Below are 16698 nucleotides of genomic sequence, written 5' to 3'. Positions count from 1 at the left end.
GTTTAGGATGCCCTTCCTCCCGCCGCAATGCACCAATGCGAGACATTTCTTCAACCTGTTCAAGTAGCGAATTCCTTGGGCGGCGGCTCGCCGGATGCAAGTATGGATTGTCGCGGTGGCCGGCACTGACTATACGGTTTAGTAGGCCATGCCGATACGGGCGGACAAGGAGAGGCGAGGGCATGACGTCGGAAGACAGCATTTTTCTGGGAGCCAGCCGGCACAATGACGATACGTATCAGCGGGCCGAGCATCTGCTTCTGAAATACGCCAACCGGCATGGTCTGGTGACGGGCGCGACGGGCACCGGCAAGACCGTCTCGCTGCAAATCCTCGCCGAAGGATTTTCCAATGCCGGCGTTCCGGTGTTCTGTGCCGACGTCAAGGGCGACCTTTCGGGCATCGCCGCTATGGGCGAGGAAAAGGATGTCCTGGCGAAGCGGGCGGCCACCATCAAGCTGGACCCCTACGAGTTCCAGGAATTCCCCGTCATTTTCTGGGACCTTTTCGGCGAGAAGGGCCATCCCATCCGCACAACCGTTTCGGAGATGGGCCCGCTGCTTCTGTCGCGCCTGATGAACCTGTCGGAAGCACAGGAAGGCGTGATGAACATCGCCTTCCGGATAGCCGACGAGGAAGGCTTGCTGCTGCTCGACATGAAGGACCTACAGGCCCTTTTGCTGCATATGGCCGAGCGCTCGGACGAGTTGAGTACCCGGTACGGCAATGTCTCCAAACTCTCGGTCGGTGCGATCCAGCGTTCGCTCCTGGTTCTGGAAGAGCAGGGCGGCACGCATTTCTTCGGTGAGCCCGCGCTGGAGATCGCCGACATCATGCGCACCACGCGCGACGGGCGCGGCGCGATCAGCGTGCTTGCCGCCGACAAGCTGATGATGAATCCGCGCCTTTACGCGACATTTCTTCTCTGGCTGCTTTCCGAACTGTTCGAGGAACTGCCCGAAGTGGGCGATCCGGACAAGCCCCGGCTCGTTTTCTTTTTCGACGAGGCGCATCTCCTGTTCAGCGAAGCGCCGAAAATCCTCATCGACCGGGTCGAGCAGGTGGTGCGGCTGATCCGCTCCAAGGGCGTTGGCGTCTATTTCGTGACGCAGAACCCGCTGGACGTGCCGGAGACCGTGCTGTCGCAACTGGGCAACCGGGTCCAGCATGCCCTGCGCGCCTATACACCGCGCGAGCAGAAGGCCGTGAAGGTTGCCGCCGAGACCTTTCGTCCCAATCCGGATTTCGACTGCTTCGAGGCGATTACGCAACTGGGCGTGGGCGAGGCGCTGGTTTCCACGCTAGAGGCCAAGGGCGTGCCATCCATGGTCCAGCGCACCCTCATCCGCCCACCTTCTTCGCGGCTGGGGCCCATAAGCGACGCGGAGCGGCAGAAGATCGTCCAGCAGAGCCCCGTTGCCGGACAGTACGACAACGGCATCGACCGGGAATCCGCGTTCGAGATGTTGCAGAAGAAGGCAACCGAAAAAGCCAAGGCCGAGGAAGAAGCACGCGAGCGGGAGGAAGCAGACAGCAGCGAAGGCTCGCGCTGGACCTTGCCGGACTTCGGCGGCGGCTCCTCACGCGGCTTGAGCACGAGGCGCAAAAGCTCCTATCGCAGGCAGTCGGTGACCGAGGCGGCCGTCAAATCCGTGGTGCGTTCCATCGGAACGACGCTCGGCCGCGAGCTTATCCGCGGCATCCTGGGGAGCTTGAAGCGGGGACGGTAGAACGTTTCCGTGCGCCCGGATGGACGCACGGAAACATAAGGATCAGACCGTGCGCAAACCGCCGCCGGTCACCAGGATCGGCGAACCTTCGGGAACCCGGTCGTAAAGATCGATCACATCCTGATTGATCATGCGCACGCAGCCGGACGAGACAGATTTGCCGATTGTCCACCATTCGGGAGATCCGTGGACGCGGTAGAGCGTGTCCTTGCCATCCTGATAGATATAGAGCGCGCGCGCCCCGAGAGGGTTCTGCAGGCCGCCATCCATGCCGCCATTCCAGTTGCCCGTTTCCTTGTCGAAAACCGCGGCGTATTTCTCCAGTTCCGGCTGGCGCTCGATCATCTCGGTGGGCGGGAACCATTTTGGCCAATGCTGCTTGCGGGCGATTTCGGCGCGGCCGGCCCACTCGAAGCCGGCGCGGCCGAGGCCGACGCCGTAGCGCAGGGCACGCCCGCGCTCGCGCACGAGATAAAGGAAGTGCTGCGACGTGTCGACGACGATCGTGCCAGGCCGCTCGCCGGTCGGGTCGGCAACCTCCTGCCGGAGGTAGCGTGGGTCGATCTTGTCGATGGGGATGGCCGGGAGCTCAAAACCGCCGTCGACCATGGCGCCGTACATGGCGCGGTAATGCGCCGGTCCCGTAGGCTCGGGCCGTGCGGGGACGGGCGGTGCGTTCGAGGGAACGGTCACGCAGCCTGAAAGGGTCAGCGCAGCGGCCCCCGCGCCCGTGGCTGAAAGAAAGCGTCGGCGAGTGAGCGAAATGGATGGCTTTTTATCAGATGGCATCGGGTCTCTTCGCTAGTTCGGTCAAAAATATTCTCTATCGTGAAATGCAAGGCCGCCCGTCACAGTTGCGTTGCGGACCATCCCCATATCTCCGAGGAAAGCAAGCGGATATGTCCCCGTGATTCGGGCCAGACGGTGAAATTGCCGCCGCCGGCCGCAACTTCCCGAGGCATATTGCTTTTATGCAACGCTTCGGGCAATGCCGCGCTTCATCAACTCGTTGTGACAAGTCCTTCAAGAGAAGGCAAAATCAGCGCCGGACTGTAGTTCTCGTACTCGTCCGGCTGTTGCGACCGGTTGACCCACACGGTTCTGAACCCGAACTTGGCGGCGCCTGCTATATCCCACCGATTGGATGACTGGAACGAAACTGCGTCGGGATAAAGACGCCACGCGGTGGTGACCATCTCGTAGACGGAGGCATCCGTCTTGAAGCGCCGGACGGCGTCGGCCGACAGAACATCGTCGAGCACGGTGTCGAGGGCAGCCGAGCGGACGGCTGCATCGAGCATTGCCGGCGAACCGTTCGACAGGATTGCCAGCCGGGCTCCGCCAGCCTTGAGCTTCTTCAATACGGCCGGGACTTCCGGATAGCAGTCGAGGTGCCAATAGGCCTCGAGCAGCTTGTCCCGCAGCGACGGATCGGCGGAAGGAACCTTTCGAAAGGCGAAGTCGAGCGCCCGTTCGGTCAGCGCCCAAAAATCGCTGTAGGATCCCATGAGCGTTTCGACCCACGAATATTCAAGCTGCTTGGCGCGCCATATCTCCGACAGGAGCTGGCCTTCCGGGCCGATTTCACCCGCGTGCCGGCGCACGGCGGCGTGGACGTCGAACAAGGTTCCGTAAGCATCGAAGACAAAAGCGGTGTGGCGCATGCACATACCTTTGAAATATGCTGGCAGTTGAATGCAAGCGTTTTCTGCCGTCAAGGAGGCTGGCATCCACCTATGCGGCCGCTGGTGTTTGACGCCGCGCGCGGACGCGCTATTGATCTGGCCGTAAAAGAAGAAAGAGGAAATCCCACAATGAATGCCGTGCCCGCAGCGCAATCCACCACCTGGACATTTCTCGACGGCGACTGGCACGAGGGCAATGTTCCGATCGCCGGGCCGCGCACCCACGCCATGTGGCTGGGCTCCTCCGTGTTCGACGGCGCGCGCTGGTTCGAGAACGTGGCGCCCGACCTCGACCGCCACGCCGCCCGCGTCAATACATCGGCCGTCAATCTTGGCCTCGCGCCGACCAAGTCCGTCGAAGAGATCGTCGGGCTGACATGGGACGGGTTGAAGAAATTCGACGGCAGAACCGCCGTCTACATCAGGCCGATGTATTGGGCCGAGCACGGTGGCTATATGAGCGTACCCGCCGACCCGGACTCCACCCGCTTTTGCCTCTGTCTCTATGAAGCGCCGATGATTGCGCCGTCCGGCTTTACAGTGGGCGTGTCGCGCTTCCGCCGCCCGACGATGGAGACTATGCCGACCGACGCCAAGTCCGGCTGCCTTTACCCGAACAATGGCCGCTCGATCCTCGATGCAAAAGCGCGCGGCTTCGATAACGCGCTGGTGCTCGACATGCTCGGCAATGTGGCCGAGACAGGCTCCTCCAACATCTTCATGGTCAAGGACGGGGAGGTTTTCACGCCGGCGCCCAACGGCACTTTCCTCTCAGGCATAACGCGTAGGCGCGTGATGGCGCTGCTTGGCGAGGCCGGTTACAAGGTGGCGGAGAAAACCTTGCGGGTTCATGACTTTATGGAGGCCGATGAGATTTTCTCCAGCGGCAATCATTCCAAGGTGGTGCCGGTTACAGGCGTGGAAGACCGCAAATTGCAGCCCGGACCGGTGGCCAAACGCGCGCGCGAACTGTATTGGGAATGGGCGCATGCCGACCTTGCCGCCTGAGTGAGAGCGGGAACGATCTACCGGGGGCAGGCGTTGTCAAACCGCCTTTGCGTCCCCATTTGCGGAATGCAGATTTTCAACCATGGTTACGAGGGAGACCGATATGGCCTTTGAACTGCCAGACCTGCCTTACGACTACGAGGCGCTTCAGCCCTACATGTCGAAAGAGACGCTGGAATACCACCACGACAAGCACCACAAGGCCTATGTCGATAACGGCAACAAGCTGGCTGCCGAGGCCGGAATGGACAATTTGTCCCTCGAAGAGGTGGTCAAGCAGTCCTTCGGCAAGAACCAGGGCCTCTTCAACAACGCCGCTCAGCATTTCAACCATATCCATTTCTGGAAGTGGATGAAGAAAGGCGGAGGCGGAAAGAGCCTGCCCGGCGCCCTCGAAAAGGCCATTGCGAGCGATCTCGGCGGCTATGACAAATTCAAGGCCGACTTCATGAATGCCGGCGCCACGCAGTTCGGGTCGGGCTGGGCCTGGCTGGCCGTCAAGAACGGCAAGATCGAGATCATGAAGACGCCGAATGGCGAGAACCCGCTGGTGCATGGCGCGACGCCCATTCTGGGCGTGGATGTGTGGGAGCATTCCTATTACATCGATTACCGCAACGCGCGGCCCAAATATCTCGAGGCTTTCGTCGATAATCTGATCAATTGGGACTACGTCCTGGAGTGTTACGAGAAGGCCACCGGCTGATATCGAAGCCTGAAACTGCAGGTTGATGGGAAACCCGGCTCCGGCCGGGTTATTCCTTATTGGCGTATAGCTCACGAAAGCGTGATTGAATCTTACGGATTGTTAAGTTTCGCCGGCGTGCCAGTCGCTAAGGTGCGGCGGGATGACAAAGACCGGAGATTGCAAATGAAGACTATCCTCCTATCCATTTCGGCCTTGATGATTTCAGCGGCGGGCGTTGCCGCCGCCGACGATCCGATTGCAGTCCGCAAGGCACTCATGCAGGCCACAGCGGCTTCCGCCGCCACGTCCGGCGGTATGATGAAGGGCGACATCGCCTATAATCCGGCCGTCGCCAAGGCGGCCATCGCAACGCTGAATGCGGTTTCGCATGCTTATGGCGATTTCTTTCCGGAAGGTTTGTCCGGGGAAAATTCGACCGCGTCGCCCAATATATGGGAAGACACCGACGCTTGGCAGCAGGCCTTGAGCAAGTTCCAGATCGACACGCAGGCGGCCGTCGAGGTCTCCGGCAAGGATGGTCCCGCTGACCTTGCTTCTTTCCAGGCCGTGATAGGACCCGTCTTGTCCAATTGCAGAAGTTGCCACGAGAATTTCCGCGTGCAAACGAACTAGCCATGCATCGCAAGATCTTAACGCCTGTCGCCGCGTTGGCGGCAGCCGGCGCTGCTTTCTGGTTTCTTACGGGAGCCGAAGGGCTCGACGCCCAGGCGCTTGCGTCGGTCGAACCCGGCGATGCAGCGCGGGGCGAGCGGGTTTTCTGGGCTGGCGGCTGTACTTCGTGTCATGCCCGGCCCCAAGCGCAGGGCGACGCCAAGCTGGAACTGGCAGGCGGGCTTGAACTGACGACTGATTTCGGCACCTTCGTGGCCCCCAATATCTCGCCCGATCCGGATGACGGCATCGGCGCCTGGAGCGAAGCGGACTTCGCCAACGCGATGCTCCGGGGTGTCTCGCCCGAGGGTGCGCATTACTATCCCGCGTTTCCCTATACGTCCTATGCGCGCATGGAAACGCAGGACGCCGCCGATCTCTTCACCTTCATCAAGACGCTGCCACCCGTTTCGGGCGCGGCGGGCGAACACCAACTCTCGTTCCCGTTCAACATCCGCCGAGGGCTGGGGCTTTGGAAGATGCTCTATCTGAACGAGGAACCGGTGCTCGCTCTCGGCCAGGACGCATCCGAAGCCCTGCGGCGTGGACAGTATCTGGTCGAGGGGCCAGGCCATTGCGGCGAGTGTCATACGCCGCGCTCGTTTACGGGCGGATTGGAGAAGGGAAAATGGCTGGCCGGCGCGCCGTCGGCGGAAGGCAACGGCATCGTGCCCAACATCACGCCGGACGAGAGCGGCATCGACTCCTGGTCGGCAAGCGATATCGCCTATTATCTGGAAAGCGGCTTTACGCCCGACTTTGATTCGGTGGGCGGGGCAATGGCCGCGGTCCAAGCCAACATGGCGAAGCTGCCGGCCGAAGACCGCGAGGCCATCGCCGCCTATCTCAAATCCGTGCCGCCCCGGCCGAACGGCTATCCGGCTTCCCAATGACCTTCATCATGCCCGTGACCTTGAGCATGAAAGCATAGGCGAGCGCCACTTCTTCCAGCCTTGAAAAGCGGCCGGAGGCGCCGGCATGGCCGGCCTCCAGATTGGTGCGCAGGAGGATCGGCTGGTCTCCCGCATTGTGCTCCCGCAGCTTGGCCACCCATTTGGCCGGCTCCCAATAGGTCACCCGAGGATCGGTCAGGCCGGCGAGGGCGAAGATCGCCGGATAAGCGCGCGGGGCGACGTTGTCATAGGGCGAGTAGCTGCGGATCAGCGCGAAATCCTCGGCGCTGGCCAGCGGATTGCCCCATTCGGGCCATTCCGGCGGGGTGAGCGGCAGGGTGTCGTCGAGCATCGTGTTGAGCACGTCGACGAACGGTACCTGCGCCACGATGGCGCGGAACGCCTCGGGCGCCATGTTGGCGACCGCTCCCATCAGCATGCCGCCGGCCGAGCCGCCCTCGGCCACCAGCCGGTCGTGGCTGGTGTAGTTCTCGGCCACGAGATGGCGGGCGCAGGCGATGAAATCGGTGAACGTGTTCATCTTGCTCGAGCGCTTGCCGTCCTCGTACCAGGAAAAGCCCTTGTCCTTGCCGCCGCGCACATGTGCGATCGCGTAGACGAACCCGCGGTCGACGAGCGACAGCGGCGCGGTGCGGAAGGAGGCGGGGATGGTTATGCCGTAGGAGCCGTAGCCGTAGAGGAGGCAGGGAGCCGAGCCGTCGAGCGCGATGTCCTTGCGGTAGAGCAGCGAGATCGGCACCAGCGCGCCGTCTTCGGCGGGCGCCATGAGGCGGCGGGTCACATAGTCGGAGGGATCGTGCCCGCTCGGCACTTCCTGCGTCTTGAGCAGCGTGCGCTCGCGGGTGCGCATATTGTAGTCGAACTCCTGCGTCGGAGTGGTCATCGAGGAATAGGTGAAGCGGATCGTCTCGGTGTCGTATTCGGCTGCGCCAATCAGACCGAGCGAGTAGGCCTCTTCGTCGAAGGCGATGGCGTGTTCGGCGCCGGTCGCCCTTTCGCGGATGACGATGCGCGGGAGCCCGTCGACCCGCTCGATGCGCACAAGGTGATCCTTGAAGGCGACCATGCCGATGATGAGCCGGCCCGGCTGGTGCGGCACGACCTCGCTCCAGTTCGCGCGGGAGGGATCCGCCGCCGGCGCGCGCACGATCTTGAAATCCTTGGCGCCGTCGGCATTGGTGAGGATGAAGAACTCGTTCCCGGCCGCCTCCAGGTCATATTGGAGCCCGGTCTCGCGGGGTGCGACGAGCTTGGGTTCGGCATCCGGCGTGGCGGCCGGCAGGATCCGGTATTCCGATGTTTCATGGTCGTGGATCGAGATCATGATCCAGTCGTTGGCAAGGCTCGCCCCGACGCTCATGAAGAAGCCGGCGTCGGTCTCCTCATAGACCAGGCGGTCGTTTGCCGCATCTTCGCCGATGCGGTGGTAGAACACTTTCGAAGGGCGGTGATTGTCGTCCACCAGAGTGTAGAAGAAGCCATCGGACCCGGCGTCGAACGCGCCCGAGCCGGCGGTGTTCTCGATCCGATCGGTAAGGTCGGAGCCCGTTTCTAGGTCGCGCAGATGCAGCGTGTAGAACTCGGAGCCCTTGTGATCGGCGCTCCATAGCAGGCGGCGATGGTCCGGCGCGTGCTCGACTGAGCCGATGTTGAAATAGGTCGTGCCCTCGGCCTCACGATCGCCGTCGAGAAGGATCATTTCTTCGCCGCCCTCGGTCGGCTGCCGGAAGAAATACGGATGCTGGCCACCCTTGCGGAAGGCGCTGCCATAGGCATAGGGACCGTCTTTCATCGGTATCGAGGAATCGTCCTCCTTGATCCGGCCCTTCATTTCCTCGAACAGTACTTTGCACAGCTCCTCCGTATCGGCCAGCACGGCCTGCTGATAGGCGTTCTCCGCCTCCAGATGCGCCCGTATGTCATCGGCGAGAAGGGAGGGGTCCTTGAGTACTTCCTGCCAGTTCGCCGCCCTCAGCCACCCGTGATCATCGGTCAGCTCGACGCCATGGCGAACCTCGATTCTGGGACGCTTCTCGGCTTTTGGGGCAACAAGCGCCGGAAAGACGGGCTTTGTCAGCATGAAATGAACCTTTCGGGAGGATGAGAACACACAGAGCTGGAAGGCCGGCAATAAACAGGGCCTTCATCGCTCGTTCAAGATGGGCGTGGGATTATCGGTTTGATGAAGGAGGAAGCAAATGCGCATTTCCCTGTTAGCAGCCGCGCTCGGCCTGAGCATGATCGGCAGCGCCGCCGAGGCGACGGTCTTCGCCGCATGGGAGGTGACGAACGTGCCCTGGGGCGACACGCTCAACGTGCGGAAATACCCCGCCAGCCATTCGCAGAAGCAGACGGCCTATCCGAACGGCACCGTGCTCCAGATGACCGGCCGCTGCACCGGCGGGCTCGATCTCTTGTCGATTGCCGGCGATCCGGAGTGGCACCAGAAGCAGGCCGTGCGCTACCGCTGGTGCGAGGTCTGGCACGACCCAGCCCGCAACGGGCATTTCGTCACCGGCTGGGTCTACGGAAAATATATCCAGCCCGCCGATTGATACGAGGACAGCGGACACCGGTCATTTCGGCTCGAAATCGAGGGCATGACCGTTCATGCAGTAGCGCAGGCTCGTGGGCTGTGGACCGTCGGTGAAGACGTGGCCCAGATGGGCGTCGCAATCGGCGCAGCGGATTTCGGTACGGGTCGAAAACCACGACCGGTCCACATGTTCGCTGACGGCGTTCTCTTCGACAGGGGCGTAGAAGCTCGGCCAGCCCGTGCCGGAGTCAAACTTCGTCTCGGACGAAAACAGTGAGCGCCCACAGCCTACGCATCGGTAGAGGCCGGGCTCCTTGTTGTCCCAATAGGGACCGGTGAACGCCCGCTCCGTGCCGTGCTGGCGCGTGACGTGATACTGTTCCGGCGTGAGCTGCTCTCGCCACTCCGCGTCTGTCTTCTGCACCTTGAAATTCGTTTGATCGGACATGTTCGTGCTCCTGACAATCGTTGCCCCTATGTAGTGCCCGGCGATTGCAAATGTCAGCCTTTCGCGGAAACTTCAGTTGCGGACGATGTGTGAATAAACGGACCGATTGTCGCGCCCGCCTTGCTCCGGTGAAAATGAGCGTCTATGTCCTTTCGGGGTTTAGACGAATGATTGAGCGGGGACCTTCATGGCGGCGGATGGGCACTGGCTGACATTTCTTGTTCTAATGCTGCCTTTCGCCGGCGCTGCCGTTGCACCCTTCCTGGTTCGCTCCTTCGGCCATAACGCCGCCTGGCTGCTGGCGCTCATTCCCGCTTTCATGTTCTACCATTTCACCGGCTTCCTCAGCTCCGTCGCCAACGGGGAAACGGTGGCGGCGGGGTATTCATGGATACCCTCGCTGGGCGTCGATTTTTCCTGGTATATCGACGGGCTGTCACTGACCTTCGCCCTGCTGATCACCGGCATCGGCGCGCTGATCGTTCTTTACTCAGGCGGTTATCTGAAGGGGCACCCGCATCTGGGACGCTTCTTCTCGTTCATCCTGATGTTCATGGGCGCAATGCAGGGGCTGGTGCTTGCCGATGGCTTCCTGACCCTGTTCGTCTTCTGGGAGTTGACGTCGATCACCTCGTTCCTGCTGATCGGCTTCGACCACGTCCGCGAAGCCTCCAGGCGTGCCGCGCTTCAGGCGCTGATCGTGACCGGGCTCGGCGGCTTGTCGCTGCTGGCAGGGTTGCTGCTCATCTGGAACATGACGGGGCTGGGCTCCATGTCGGCGCTGCTGGAGGCGGAAGGCGCGCTGCGCGAGGCGCCGCTTTATCTCGCCGCCTTGCTGCTGGTTCTTGGTGGCGCCTTCACCAAATCGGCGCAGTTTCCGTTCCATTTCTGGCTGCCCAACGCCATGGAAGCGCCGACGCCGGTTTCCGCCTATCTGCATTCGGCCACGATGGTGAAGGCAGGCGTCTATCTTGTCATGCGGCTCAACCCGGTGATGGGTGACACGGTTGCGTGGGAAACGATACTGCCCGTCTTCGGAGGCACGACCCTGATCGTCGGCACGCTGCTGGCGGTCCGGCAGACGGATCTCAAGCTGATGCTGGCCTATACGACGGTTTCCTCGCTGGGGCTTCTGATCATGCTGACGGGCTTCGGCTCGGAGAAGGCGGCCGAGGCAGCCGTGCTTTATCTGGTTGCTCATTCCATGTTCAAGGGTGCGCTGTTCATGGTCGCCGGCGGCATTGACCATGAGACCGGCACCCGCGACATCACGAAGCTTGGCGGCATCGGTCGCGCCATGCCCATTACCTTCGCCGCCGCCGTTCTGGCGGCGATCTCCATGGGTGGACTACCACCCTTCTTCGGTTTCCTCGCCAAGGAGGAAATCTATGCCGGGCTCTGGCAAGGCAGCGGCTGGAGCGGCCTGATCACGCTTGTCGCCATCGTCGGCAACGCGCTGATGTTCGCGGTCGGCTTCGCGGTTGCGCTGAAGCCCTTTACCGGCCCGAAGGTCGAAACGCCGAAGCATGCCCACGAGGGCCCGATATTGTTGTGGCTTGGGCCACTGGTGCTAGGCCTCGGCGGCCTTTTGACCGCGCTTGCCTCGCCCCTGAGCCATCGCTTCATCAGCAATCCGATGGCGAGCGCGGTGGTCGGCGAGCCTGTCGAGATTTCGATATCCGTCGTCCCGCATGTCGGGCTGCCGCTGCTTCTGTCGGTGATGACCATCGCGCTCGGGATAACGGCTTATCTGGCGCTGGCGCGCGGACGCGAGATAATGGCGGGGACATTGAGGACCATCGGTTGGGGGCCTGACCTGGGCTTCGACCAGGCCATAGGCGGGACGGTGCGGATTTCCTCGACTGTCACGCGGGTCGTTCAGAGCGGACGCCTCGACTACTACATGACGGCGACATTCATCGCGCTGGCGCTGGCGCTGTTCGTGCCGATGATCCTGTTCGGCGAACTTCCCGCGCTGCCCGATTTCCCGAGCCTTCGGTTCTATGAATGGACCGTGCTGGCCATCGCCTTCATCGGCCTGGGCGCCGTCCTTCATGCGCGCGACCGGCTGACCGCCATCGTCTCGCTGGGTATCCAGGGTTTTGCCGTGGCGTTGTTGTTCATGCTTCTCGGCGCGCCCGATCTTTCGTTCACCCAATTCATGGTAGAGACGCTTTCGGTTGTCATTCTTGCGCTGGTGATGACGCGGCTCAGACTTTCGCCGACGGACCACCGGCCCACGGGCGAAAAGGCCGGGGATATAGCCATTGCTGCAGTCTGTGGCGCCACACTCGGCCTGATGCTTCTGCGCGTGACTCAGATACCCTTCGACGACACGCTGAGCGCCTTCTTCGCGGAAAACTCACGGGCGATCGCCCATGGCCGCAATATCGTCAATGTCATCATCGTCGATTTCCGTGGCCTGGATACGCTGGGCGAAATCGCCGTGGTGATGATCGCCGGTCTCGCCATCCTTGCACTGGTGCGCATTCGCGCCGGCAAACCGGCAGATGCCCGGAAAGGAGGAGGCTGACCATGCGCACGCTCATCTTCCGCACCATCGCGCCATATCTGACCAGCCTAATGGTGCTGTTCTCGATCTTCGTGCTGCTGCGCGGCCACAATGAGCCTGGCGGCGGGTTTATCGGCGGGCTGATAGCGGCTTCCGCCTTTGCCATCTACGGCATCGCTTGCGGCGTCTCGCCGGTTCGCCGCGCGCTCTATTTCCACCCCATGGCGATCTCTGGGTGTGGGCTGCTGGTCTCGGCGCTTTCCGGCCTTGTCTCCATATTCGAGGAAATGCCGTTCCTGACCGGGCAGTGGGGCGTGATCGAGGTACTTGGCGTGCCGGTGGACATATCGACGGTTCTCTTCTTCGACATAGGCGTCTACCTCGTCGTCGTCGGTTCCATTACCTCCGTCGCGCTCGCACTTGAAGAAAGGGAGCATGCCTGATGGAGACCGCGCTCTCGGCGACCGTCGGCATCTTCTTTGCCGTCGCAATCTACCTGATGCTGTCGAAGCACATCATTCGCATCCTCCTGGGCGTGGCCATTTTCGGCAACGCGGTGAACCTGACCATCTTCACCGCCGGCCGCGTGATGCGCGAAGTGCCGCCGATCATTCCAGAGGCGCTGATAGCGCCCGATGCGGCGACCGCCAATCCGCTGCCCCAGGCGCTCATCCTGACGGCAATCGTGATTTCATTCTCGTTCTTCGCCTTCCTGCTCGTCCTTGCCTTCCGCGCCTATCAGGAGCTCGGAAGCGACGATACGGACACGATGCGGGTCGCCGAGCCCGAGAGCGAAGACCTACCACCGCTTGGATATTGAACGGCCATGGCAGTTGATCCCGGAAAGACAGTCGACCTGGCGCATGCGATGGTGATGAAGCCCGTTGCCGCCGCCGATTGGCTGGTGGTAGCGCCGGTCGTCATCCCACTCGTCTTCGGCGCCGTGATCCTGATGCTGCGTCATGAGACCAGGATGCACGCCTCGATCGCCATCGCCGCCCTGGTGGCGACCCTGGCGGCCAATATCGGGCTTTTGGCGCGCGTTATCGAGACCGGGCCACTGGTCATGACGATGGGACGGTGGCTGCCGCCCTTCGGCATCTCGTTCGCCGCTGACGCGCTTGGGGCGTCACTGGCTCTGGTGGCGACGCTGGTTGCGCTGGTCTGCGCGATCTATTCGCTTTCCGACATCGGCTCGATTGGCCGAAGATATGGTTTCTATACCTTCATGCTCCTGATGATGGCCGGTGTCGGCGGAGCGTTCCTCACGGGCGATATCTTCAACCTCTATGTCTGGTTCGAGGTCTTCCTGATCTCGTCATTCGGACTTCTGGTCCTGGGCTCCGAACACCGCCAGCTCGACGGTGCGACGAAATACGCCATCCTGAATCTCGTCGCCACGACGCTCTTCCTGACGGCGACGGCTTTTCTCTACGGCATCTTCGGAACGCTGAACATGGCGGACATCGCCCGCAAGGTGGACGGCCTGCGCGACACCGCGCCGCTGATGACGCTAGGCGTGATGTATCTTCTGGCCTTCGGCATGAAAGCGGCCGCGTTCCCTGTCAATTTCTGGCTGCCCGCCTCGTATCATACGCCGCGCATCGTGACCGCGGCGCTGTTCGGCGGCATTTTGACCAAGGTGGGGGTCTACGCGCTGTTGCGCACCCTGGTCATGCTTTTCCCGCCGGAGCTGGCGCTGCTGTCGGGCCTTATTGCCTGGGTGGCGGGCCTGACCATGGTGATCGGAATCATGGGCGCGCTGGCGCAGACGGATTTGCGGCGAGCGCTCGGCTTCGTTGTCATATCGGGCGTGGGCGTCATGATGGCGGGGCTGGCGCTGGGCACGGGCGAGGGGCTCTCAGGCACCATCTTCTATGCCTTCCATTCCATGATCGTCATGGCCGCGCTTTATCTCCTGGCCGGCGTGATGAACGGTGTCGGCGGAAGCTATTCGATACGCACGCTGTCGGGTCTTTACGGGGCGCACCCAATGCTGGCGGCGTTCGCGTTGCTCCTGATGCTTGCCGCTGCCGGGCTGCCGCCGGCTTCGGGCCTGTGGCCGAAAGTGATGCTGGTTCGTGCTTCACTCGATGCCGGCTATCCGTGGCTCGCCTTTACGATCCTGGCGACGGGGCTGCTGACGACGCTGGCCCTGGGAAGGGTCTTCATTCTGACCATCTGGCGCCCGCGCGCGGAAGAGCGCTTGGCCGCGGCGGTCTCGCCAAGGCTCGGCTACACGGTCCTTGCCGCTTTATCGCTGCCCATCGTCATCATGGGGCTCTATCCCGACCCGGTCATTCGCGTGGCCCAGATCGCCGCGGGCAACCTTCTCGATGCGGCGCCCTATATCGGAACCGTGTATCCGGGGGGAGGCGGCCAATGACCCTCTATCTGATCAATATCCTTCTGGCGCTTGCCTGGACGGCGGTGACGGGTTCGTTTTCGCTGGCCAATATCGTGCTCGGTTTCGTGCTCGGCGCAGGGGCGATTTACCTCATCCGGGAACAGGTGGGATCGCTCGGGTACTTTGCGCGGGCTTTTCGGCTGACCGGGCTGGCGGCGCTCTTTCTCTATGAGCTCGTGCTGTCGGCGTGGCGCGTGGCCGTTCTGGTTCTGAAGCCGGACATGAACCTGAAGCCCGGCATCTTCGCCTACCCGCTCAGGGCCGACCGGGACTTCGAAATAACGCTTCTGGCCAATCTCATCACCCTGACGCCTGGGACGCTTTCCGTCGATGTCTCCGAGGACCGGAAGTATCTCTATGTGCACGCGATCGATTGCTCCGATGTCGAAGCGTTGAAACGCGACATTGCGCAGGGCTTCGAGCGCAAAATACTGGAGGCGTTTCGATGACCGATGGCAGCACCTTCCGGGAACTCGCGGAACTGATCGCGCTCGCCGTTTTGAGCGGGTCGTTTCTGCTTGCCGTTGTGCGTGTCGTGCTGGGGCCGAGCCTGCCGGACCGGATCCTGGGCCTGGATATGCTGGTCTCCATCGCCATCGGCTTCATCGCCGTCATCGGCATCCGCACCGGCTATACGCTCTATCTCGATATCGCCATCGCATTGGGGCTGGTCGGGTTCCTGGCGACCGTTGCCTTCGCACGCTTTGTCCTGAGCAGACGTTATGAAGAGGAATTCATCGCCGAGGACACGCGCGGCATATACGGGGAGAGCGAGAATGATTGACCTGCTGCAGAACCTGCTGGTCGGCGCGCTTCTTATCATCGGCGCGGCTTTTACATTCATCGCCACGGTCGGCATCCTGCGTCTGCCTGACCTCTATACGCGCATGCATGCGGCATCGAAGGCAGGTACGCTCGGCGCGGGCCTGCTACTGGTGGCGTTGGCCATCTTTGCCGAAGATCATGCGACCGTGACGCGGGCGCTGGCGGCGGTCGTATTCCTCATGCTGACAGCGCCGATATCCGCGCATCTGCTGGCGAAGGCGGCGTACGAGGCCGGCTATCGCCTCTGGGACCGCTCGGTGCATGACGATATGGCCGGTACCGGAAAAGACAAGCCGTCCGACTCCTGACCAGACAGGCTGCCGCGGAGCAGGGCGATCCCGCTCGGGAGATCGCTTGTCGGCATGATGCAAATCGCGATCGCAGCGACATGCGTTCTTTTGACGGCATAGAACGATGCCGCAGTTGATTTGGATATGCGCGTTGTTTTCTCCGAAACTTCAATCCGATATTCACGCCTGTACCGCAGTATTGCTGCCGTATCATTGAGGCAATGTTGCACAAAAAATGAAATTAAGTATAACAGACATATCTCATCCCATATCGTGAAAGAAATTGTGTGTTGACCTCATGCAACAAACCGTGAATACGAACTTACGAGTTGTGGGAATCCTCTGAAAAGAAGATTCGAAGAGAGATAAAAAAGCGAATTGTTCAGGTGCGGGAAAGCGGTGCGAGCGAAATGACGTTGGGCAAGGTAACGGAAATGGATGAACAGCAAACAACAAATGATGATGTGCTTATTGAGCTGACGGCGGACGTTGTCGCGGCTTATGTAAGCAACAACCCCGTTCCGGCTTCAGAATTGCCGAACCTGATTGCCGATGTGCACAGCGCCCTGGGGCGGGTGAATCGCAATTCGGAACAGCCGCCCGTGGAAAAGCAGAAACCTGCGGTGAATCCGAAGCGCTCGGTGCACGATGACTATATCGTCTGTCTCGAGGACGGGAAGAAGTTCAAGTCGCTCAAGCGCCACTTGATGACCCATTACGGCCTGACGCCTGAGCAGTATCGCGAGAAGTGGGGTCTTGATCCCAGCTATCCGATGGTTGCTCCAAGCTATGCCGTGGCCCGTTCGCAGCTTGCGAAGAAGATGGGTCTGGGGCGCAAGCGCAAGGCGCGTTAGAACACCCCATAGTCATCGATCATTGCGTCGGCCCGAGAACCTGCACCGGTTTTCGGGCCGATGCGTTTTGAACCTCGCGCGGTTCAAGCGTGGGTGCCTCCTTCGGCCCTTACCTGCCGGCGCGACCTG

General features: G+C 61.6%; 18 protein-coding genes. 14 read left to right on the top strand and 4 right to left on the bottom strand.

The features are described 5' to 3' along the window. Positions 1-182 precede the first annotated feature (182 nt). Complete coding sequence (locus tag N1058_RS01415) at positions 183-1730, top strand: helicase HerA-like C-terminal domain-containing protein (protein ID WP_265515691.1); 1548 nt, start codon at positions 183-185, stop codon at positions 1728-1730. Between the two features lie 42 nt (positions 1731-1772). Here the strand turns inward: N1058_RS01415 and N1058_RS01410 are convergent, their stop codons facing one another. Together N1058_RS01410 and N1058_RS01405 are read right to left on the bottom strand one after the other, a co-directional pair. Continuing rightward, positions 1773-2519: a L,D-transpeptidase gene (locus N1058_RS01410; RefSeq protein WP_265515690.1), complete on the bottom strand. Its 747-nt coding sequence runs from the start codon at positions 2517-2519 to the stop codon at positions 1773-1775. 212 nt (positions 2520-2731) lie between these two features. Beyond that, positions 2732-3394 (bottom strand): haloacid dehalogenase type II, encoded by a 663-nt coding sequence (locus tag N1058_RS01405; protein WP_265515689.1) that lies wholly within the window; start codon positions 3392-3394, stop codon positions 2732-2734. Positions 3395-3544: 150 nt separating this feature from the next. On the opposite strand from N1058_RS01405, the gene N1058_RS01400 reads away from it, so the two are divergent. The 4 genes from N1058_RS01400 to N1058_RS01385 all read left to right on the top strand — a co-directional run bounded on the left by N1058_RS01400 (position 3545) and on the right by N1058_RS01385 (position 6676). Further along, on the top strand, positions 3545-4423 hold the full coding sequence (locus N1058_RS01400; protein ID WP_265515688.1) for a branched-chain amino acid aminotransferase: 879 nt from the start codon (positions 3545-3547) through the stop codon (positions 4421-4423). Positions 4424-4526: 103 nt separating this feature from the next. Beyond that, positions 4527-5129 (top strand): superoxide dismutase, encoded by a 603-nt coding sequence (locus tag N1058_RS01395; protein WP_265515687.1) that lies wholly within the window; start codon positions 4527-4529, stop codon positions 5127-5129. Between the two features lie 165 nt (positions 5130-5294). Continuing rightward, the gene (locus N1058_RS01390; protein WP_265515686.1) at positions 5295-5744 is read left to right on the top strand and encodes a c-type cytochrome; all 450 of its coding nucleotides are present in this window, start codon (positions 5295-5297) and stop codon (positions 5742-5744) included. 2 nt (positions 5745-5746) lie between these two features. Continuing rightward, a complete protein-coding gene (locus N1058_RS01385) occupies positions 5747-6676 on the top strand; it encodes a c-type cytochrome (RefSeq protein WP_265515685.1) in 930 nt (309 codons plus the stop codon). Here the strand turns inward: N1058_RS01385 and N1058_RS01380 are convergent. After that, positions 6630-8777: a S9 family peptidase gene (locus N1058_RS01380; RefSeq protein ID WP_265515684.1), complete on the bottom strand. Its 2148-nt coding sequence runs from the start codon at positions 8775-8777 to the stop codon at positions 6630-6632. The genes N1058_RS01385 and N1058_RS01380 overlap by 47 nt on opposite strands. Before the next feature lie 118 nt (positions 8778-8895). Between N1058_RS01380 and N1058_RS01375 the strand changes: the two genes are divergently transcribed. Continuing rightward, positions 8896-9252, top strand: a complete 357-nt coding sequence (locus N1058_RS01375) for an SH3 domain-containing protein (protein WP_265515683.1) — start codon at positions 8896-8898, stop codon at positions 9250-9252. Between the two features lie 21 nt (positions 9253-9273). Here the strand turns inward: N1058_RS01375 and msrB are convergent, their stop codons facing one another. Further along, complete coding sequence (gene msrB / locus N1058_RS01370; protein WP_265515682.1) at positions 9274-9681, bottom strand: peptide-methionine (R)-S-oxide reductase MsrB; 408 nt, start codon at positions 9679-9681, stop codon at positions 9274-9276. 187 nt (positions 9682-9868) lie between these two features. Here msrB and N1058_RS01365 point away from each other — a divergent pair, with 187 nt between their 5' ends. The 8 genes from N1058_RS01365 (at position 9869) to N1058_RS01330 (ending at position 16569) form a co-directional block, all read left to right on the top strand. Further along, the gene (locus N1058_RS01365; RefSeq protein ID WP_265515681.1) at positions 9869-12214 is read left to right on the top strand and encodes a putative monovalent cation/H+ antiporter subunit A; all 2346 of its coding nucleotides are present in this window, start codon (positions 9869-9871) and stop codon (positions 12212-12214) included. Between the two features lie 2 nt (positions 12215-12216). Continuing rightward, a complete protein-coding gene (locus N1058_RS01360; protein WP_265515680.1) occupies positions 12217-12636 on the top strand; it encodes a Na+/H+ antiporter subunit B in 420 nt (139 codons plus the stop codon). Continuing rightward, a complete protein-coding gene (locus tag N1058_RS01355; RefSeq protein ID WP_265515679.1) occupies positions 12636-13013 on the top strand; it encodes a Na+/H+ antiporter subunit C in 378 nt (125 codons plus the stop codon). Before N1058_RS01360 ends, N1058_RS01355 begins: the two co-directional genes overlap by 1 nt. Before the next feature lie 6 nt (positions 13014-13019). Further along, positions 13020-14579 carry a Na+/H+ antiporter subunit D gene (locus tag N1058_RS01350; RefSeq protein ID WP_265515678.1) on the top strand — a complete coding sequence of 520 codons (1560 nt, stop codon included), beginning with the start codon at positions 13020-13022 and terminating at the stop codon, positions 14577-14579. Then, a complete protein-coding gene (locus N1058_RS01345; RefSeq protein WP_265515677.1) occupies positions 14576-15049 on the top strand; it encodes a Na+/H+ antiporter subunit E in 474 nt (157 codons plus the stop codon). Before N1058_RS01350 ends, N1058_RS01345 begins: the two co-directional genes overlap by 4 nt. Then, positions 15046-15384, top strand: a complete 339-nt coding sequence (locus N1058_RS01340; protein ID WP_265515676.1) for a cation:proton antiporter — start codon at positions 15046-15048, stop codon at positions 15382-15384. The genes N1058_RS01345 and N1058_RS01340 overlap by 4 nt, the downstream gene beginning before the upstream one ends. Then, positions 15377-15733 (top strand): monovalent cation/H(+) antiporter subunit G, encoded by a 357-nt coding sequence (gene mnhG, locus N1058_RS01335; protein ID WP_265515675.1) that lies wholly within the window; start codon positions 15377-15379, stop codon positions 15731-15733. The genes N1058_RS01340 and mnhG overlap by 8 nt, the downstream gene beginning before the upstream one ends. A 416-nt stretch (positions 15734-16149) precedes the next feature. Further along, a complete protein-coding gene (locus tag N1058_RS01330) occupies positions 16150-16569 on the top strand; it encodes a Ros/MucR family transcriptional regulator (protein ID WP_265515905.1) in 420 nt (139 codons plus the stop codon). Positions 16570-16698 lie beyond the last annotated feature (129 nt).

Origin of the sequence: Nitratireductor luteus (assembly GCF_026162365.1) — a bacterium.
GTDB classification, from domain to species: Bacteria; Pseudomonadota; Alphaproteobacteria; order Rhizobiales; family Rhizobiaceae; genus Chelativorans; species Chelativorans luteus.
This window is presented reverse-complemented; position numbering and strand designations above follow the sequence as displayed.

Bases quoted from the DNA above. Each gene is read 5' to 3' on its own strand.
- N1058_RS01395 (WP_265515687.1), top strand. From the start codon at position 4,527: ATGGCCTTTGAACTGCCAGACCTGCCTTACGACTACGAGGCGCTTCAG.
- N1058_RS01360 (WP_265515680.1), top strand. From the start codon at position 12,217: ATGCGCACGCTCATCTTCCGCACCATCGCGCCATATCTGACCAGCCTA.
- mnhG (WP_265515675.1), top strand. From the start codon at position 15,377: ATGATTGACCTGCTGCAGAACCTGCTGGTCGGCGCGCTTCTTATCATC.
- N1058_RS01415 (WP_265515691.1), top strand. From the start codon at position 183: ATGACGTCGGAAGACAGCATTTTTCTGGGAGCCAGCCGGCACAATGAC.
- N1058_RS01375 (WP_265515683.1), top strand. From the start codon at position 8,896: ATGCGCATTTCCCTGTTAGCAGCCGCGCTCGGCCTGAGCATGATCGGC.
- N1058_RS01350 (WP_265515678.1), top strand. From the start codon at position 13,020: ATGGCAGTTGATCCCGGAAAGACAGTCGACCTGGCGCATGCGATGGTG.
- N1058_RS01355 (WP_265515679.1), top strand. From the start codon at position 12,636: ATGGAGACCGCGCTCTCGGCGACCGTCGGCATCTTCTTTGCCGTCGCA.
- N1058_RS01405 (WP_265515689.1), bottom strand. From the start codon at position 3,394: ATGCGCCACACCGCTTTTGTCTTCGATGCTTACGGAACCTTGTTCGAC.
- N1058_RS01330 (WP_265515905.1), top strand. From the start codon at position 16,150: ATGGATGAACAGCAAACAACAAATGATGATGTGCTTATTGAGCTGACG.
- N1058_RS01385 (WP_265515685.1), top strand. From the start codon at position 5,747: ATGCATCGCAAGATCTTAACGCCTGTCGCCGCGTTGGCGGCAGCCGGC.
- N1058_RS01400 (WP_265515688.1), top strand. From the start codon at position 3,545: ATGAATGCCGTGCCCGCAGCGCAATCCACCACCTGGACATTTCTCGAC.
- N1058_RS01345 (WP_265515677.1), top strand. From the start codon at position 14,576: ATGACCCTCTATCTGATCAATATCCTTCTGGCGCTTGCCTGGACGGCG.
- N1058_RS01380 (WP_265515684.1), bottom strand. From the start codon at position 8,777: ATGCTGACAAAGCCCGTCTTTCCGGCGCTTGTTGCCCCAAAAGCCGAG.
- N1058_RS01340 (WP_265515676.1), top strand. From the start codon at position 15,046: ATGACCGATGGCAGCACCTTCCGGGAACTCGCGGAACTGATCGCGCTC.
- N1058_RS01365 (WP_265515681.1), top strand. From the start codon at position 9,869: ATGGCGGCGGATGGGCACTGGCTGACATTTCTTGTTCTAATGCTGCCT.
- N1058_RS01410 (WP_265515690.1), bottom strand. From the start codon at position 2,519: ATGCCATCTGATAAAAAGCCATCCATTTCGCTCACTCGCCGACGCTTT.
- N1058_RS01390 (WP_265515686.1), top strand. From the start codon at position 5,295: ATGAAGACTATCCTCCTATCCATTTCGGCCTTGATGATTTCAGCGGCG.
- msrB (WP_265515682.1), bottom strand. From the start codon at position 9,681: ATGTCCGATCAAACGAATTTCAAGGTGCAGAAGACAGACGCGGAGTGG.